The organism is Flectobacillus sp. BAB-3569 (assembly GCF_002270355.1).
Taxonomy (GTDB): domain Bacteria; phylum Bacteroidota; class Bacteroidia; order Cytophagales; family Spirosomataceae; genus Flectobacillus; species Flectobacillus roseus.
Genome location: NZ_NJFZ01000117.1, coordinates 1 through 4969, shown reverse-complemented (window position 1 = coordinate 4969; position 4969 = coordinate 1). Strand labels below are relative to the sequence as shown.

Sequence of the window (4969 nt, the reverse complement as noted above, 5' to 3'; positions counted from 1 at the left end):
GTTTTACAGGTCAGGTGTATTATCCAGTAATCGAGAAATTCTGTACTGGTTCAGCGTTGGTATGTAATACACAGACGAATGTTTCGAACCCTTCTTATCCCGTAGTAATAGATGATAGTCAGACAGGTATCACAGGCGTTGCTTGTGTAGGTTGTTCGATTAGCAATACAGAAAATGTAATCAGCTCAAGTACGAGTGATTATGCGACTATTACGATGTCGGCTTCTTTGGGTAGCAATGCCTCTATTTCCGTAAAAGATGTTTTGACGACCTATCCCATCGGAACTTTTGCCGGGTTTAATATTTCGAATCCTAATCTGATCAATGCGAATCTTTTGTCTGGTATTACCATCCGCACCTATAAGGCAGGAGTATTGCAGGAGAGTTCAGGAGTAGGGACGTTATTGTCTGTGAATTCATCACTTTTGACAGGTGCAGGCGAGCAGTTAGTGGGCTTTATTAGTACGAAAGAATTTGATGAGGTAAAACTAGAAATAACGAATGTATTAGGCATTCTGAGTACGACAAGAGTTTACAACGTAGTACTAGAAAGTTTCTGCGCAGGCCCAGCGTTGAGCTGTACGGATACGTATTTGGTATCGCCAAGTTTTCCAGCGGTCTTGAATGGTAGTTTGACCGGTATTGGGGGAGTAGCTTGTGTAGGCTGTTCTATTAATAATAGTCAAAATGTGGTAGATGCGAGTACTTCAAATTATGCAGACATAGTTTTGACAGCAGGTTTATTGAGTAGTGGTTCGATATCGGTAAAAGACGCTGTGACTACTTATCCAATCGGAACCTTTGCAGGTTTTGATATAGAAAATACGACCATATTAGGAGCGAGTCTTCTGAGTAATGCTACCGTCAGTACTTATCTGAATGGGGTTTTACAGGAAAGTAATGCAGGCGGATTAATCAGCTTGTCTATTCTAAGTTCAACTCGTCAGGTAGTTGGTTTTGCTGCAACGAAGCCATTCAACGAAGTACGTTTCACGATTGCGAATTTGGTAGGAGTAGATGTTGGTACGACGAGGGTATATGGTGCCGTATTACGCTTAGCGAATGCAGCAGGTTTTGTAGCACCGAGTTTGTTGAGTAGTAGTGTGAGCAATGTATGTCCCGCGACGACAGGTAATTTATCGAGTGCGATAGGTAGCGCGCCGTCAGGTGCAGTGATACAGTGGTTTACGAATAATACACATACAGGAACAGCCTACAGCACACCGAGTACCGCTGCTGCGGGTACGTATTATGCTTTTTATTATGATTCCGTTTTGGGTTGTTATAGTCCAGCCTCGACAGGAGTAGTTGTTACGGTAAATGCCTGTGATACCGATGGAGATGGAGATTTTGATACGACCGACCCAGCACCAAACAATCCATGTGTATGGAGTAATAATCAAGTTTTGGCAAATACTACAACTACTTGGCGCACTGCAGATTGTGATGGAGATGGTATTAGTAATTATGCAGAGAAGTTAGCAGGTACAGATCCATTAAATGCTTGTGACCCAGCGTTGGTTGTTCCAACAGTTAGTGTAAGTAGTATCAATAACATTTGTCCTGCTACGACAGCTAATTTATCTACTGCGATAAGTGGAACAGCGCCATCGGGAAGTAGTTTGGTTTGGTTTACGAATAATACACATACAGGCACGGCTTACTCAACACCGACGGCAGCAACGGACGGGACTTATTACGCCTTTTACTATAATGCTACCACAGGTTGTTATAGTGCTGCAAGTTCAGAGGTAGATGTATTTATTACTTCTTGTACAGGCTTAGATCCAAGTGGCGTGAGTTGCAATACGAAAGTACCTCTGACGAATGGATTGTTTACAAACCTAGCGGCAACAAAGACGAATAGTTTGTTAGGTTGTGTGAATTTGACGACCGCCTCGACGAATAATTTGGTTGATTCAGACTTAAATAATTATGCGGGCTTTAATGTAACAGGTTTAGGTTGTAATGTAACCTATAGTGTCAAAGACAATGATGCTACAGATACGTATCCTGCGGGATATTATGCAGGTTTTAAGATAGCCTCAGCAAGCCTATTGAGCGGAAGCATTGGTTCAACGGTACGTATCGAAACATATAACAATGGAGTATTTGTAGAAGGAAAAGATGTAGTAACGAGTTTGCTAGGAATAGAATCAAGTTTGTTAGATGGCAGTGGATTGGCGACGGTAGGTTTTATCACGACCCAAGGCTTTGACGAAGTACGTATTATTTACACTACTTTGGTGGGTGTTGGTTTTACAGGTCAGGTGTATTATCCAGTAATAGAAAAATTCTGTGCGGGCTCAGCGTTGGTATGTAATACACAGACGAATGTTTCGAACCCTTCTTATCCCGTAGTAATAGATGATAGTCAGACAGGTATCACAGGCGTTGCTTGTGTAGGTTGTTCGATTAGCAATACAGAAAATGTAATCAGCTCAAGTACGAGTGATTATGCGACTATTACGATGTCGGCTTCTTTGGGTAGCAATGCCTCTATTTCCGTAAAAGATGTTTTGACGACCTATCCCATCGGAACTTTTGCCGGGTTTAATATTTCGAATCCTAATCTGATCAATGCGAATCTTTTGTCTGGTATTACCATCCGCACCTATAAGGCAGGTGTATTGCAGGAGAGTTCAGGAGTAGGGACGTTATTGTCGGTTAATTCTTCACTTTTGACAGGTGCAGGCGAGCAGTTAGTGGGCTTTATTAGTACGAAAGAATTTGATGAGGTAAAACTAGAAATAACGAATGTATTAGGGATTTTGAGTACGACAAGAGTTTACAAGGTAGTACTAGAAAGTTTCTGTGCGGGACCAGCGTTGAGTTGTACCGATACGTATTTGGTATCGCCAAGTTTTCCAGCGGTCTTGAATGGTAGTTTGACCGGTATTGGGGGAGTAGCTTGTGTAGGCTGTTCTATTAATAATAGTCAAAATGTGATAGATGCGAGTACTTCAAATTATGCAGATATTGTATTAACCGCAGGCTTATTGAGTAGTGGTTCAATATCTGTAAAAGACGCTGTGACTACTTATCCAATCGGAACCTTTGCAGGTTTTGATATAGAAAATACGACCATATTAGGAGCGAGTCTTCTGAGTAATGCTACCGTCAGTACTTATCTGAATGGGGTTTTACAGGAAAGTAATGCAGGCGGATTAATCAGCTTGTCTATTCTAAGTTCAACTCGTCAGGTAGTTGGTTTTGCTGCAACGAAGCCATTCAACGAAGTACGTTTCACGATTGCGAATTTGGTAGGAGTAGATGTTGGTACGACGAGGGTATATGGTGCCGTATTACGCTTAGCGAATGCAGCAGGTTTTGTAGCACCAAGTTTGTTGAGTAGTAGTGTGAGCAATGTATGTCCCGCGACGACAGGTAATTTATCAAGTGCGATAGGTAGTGCACCATCAGGTGCGGTGATACAGTGGTTTACGAACAATACACATACAGGTACTGCCTACAGCACACCGAGTACTGCCGCAGCTGGTACGTATTATGCTTTTTATTATGATTCAGTTTTGGGTTGTTACAGTCCAGCCTCGACAGGAGTAGTTGTTACAGTAAATGCCTGTGATACAGACGGTGATGGTGATTTGGATTTAACCGACCCAGCACCAAACAATCCATGTGTATGGAGTAATAATCAAGTTTTGGCAAATACTACAACTACTTGGCGCACTGCAGATTGTGATGGGGATGGTATTAGTAATTATGCAGAGAAGTTGGCAGGTACAGATCCATTAAATGCTTGTGACCCAGCCTTGGTTGTTCCAACAGTTAGTGTAAGTAGTATCAATAACATTTGTCCTGCTACGACAGCTAATTTATCTACTGCGATAAGTGGAACAGCGCCATCGGGAAGTAGTTTGGTTTGGTTTACGAATAATACACATACAGGCACGGCTTACTCAACACCGACGGCAGCAACGGACGGGACTTATTACGCCTTTTACTATAATGCTAGCACAGGTTGTTATAGTGCTGCAAGTGCAGAGGTAGATGTATTTATTACTTCTTGTACAGGCTTAGATCCAAGTGGCGTGAGTTGCAATACGAAAGTACCTCTGACGAATGGATTGTTTACAAACCTAGCGGCAACAAAGACGAATAGTTTGTTAGGTTGTGTGAATTTGACGACCGCCTCGACGAATAATTTGGTTGATTCAGACTTAAATAATTATGCGGGCTTTAATGTAACAGGTTTAGGTTGTAATGTAACCTATAGTGTCAAAGACAATGATGCTACAGATACGTATCCTGCGGGATATTATGCAGGTTTTAAGATAGCCTCAGCAAGCCTATTGAGCGGAAGCATTGGTTCAACGGTACGTATCGAAACATATAACAATGGAGTATTTGTAGAAGGAAAAGATGTAGTAACGAGTTTGCTAGGAATAGAATCAAGTTTGTTAGATGGCAGTGGATTGGCGACGGTAGGTTTTATCACGACCCAAGGTTTTGACGAGGTACGTATTATCTATACGACTTTGGTGGGTGTTGGTTTTACAGGTCAGGTGTATTATCCAGTAATCGAGAAATTCTGTACTGGTTCAGCGTTGGTATGTAATACACAGACGAATGTTTCGAACCCTTCTTATCCCGTAGTAATAGATGATAGTCAGACAGGTATCACAGGCGTTGCTTGTGTAGGTTGTTCGATTAGCAATACAGAAAATGTAATCAGCTCAAGTACGAGTGATTATGCGACTATTACGATGTCGGCTTCTTTGGGTAGCAATGCCTCTATTTCCGTAAAAGATGTTTTGACGACCTATCCCATCGGAACTTTTGCCGGGTTTAATATTTCGAATCCTAATCTGATCAATGCGAATCTTTTGTCTGGTATTACCATCGCACCTATAAGGCAGGAGTATTGCAGGAGAGTTCAGGAGTAGGGACGTATCTGTGAATTCATCACTTTTGACAGGTGCAGGCGAGCAGTTAGTGGCTTTATTAG

1 pseudogene is annotated in these 4969 nt (G+C 41.9%); it reads left to right on the top strand.

Features of this window, described 5'->3' with window-relative positions:
- Positions 1 to 4907 (top strand): annotated as a pseudogene (locus BWI92_RS27630) (hypothetical protein); the annotation flags it as partial.
- Between the last annotated feature and the right edge of the window lie 62 nt (positions 4908 to 4969).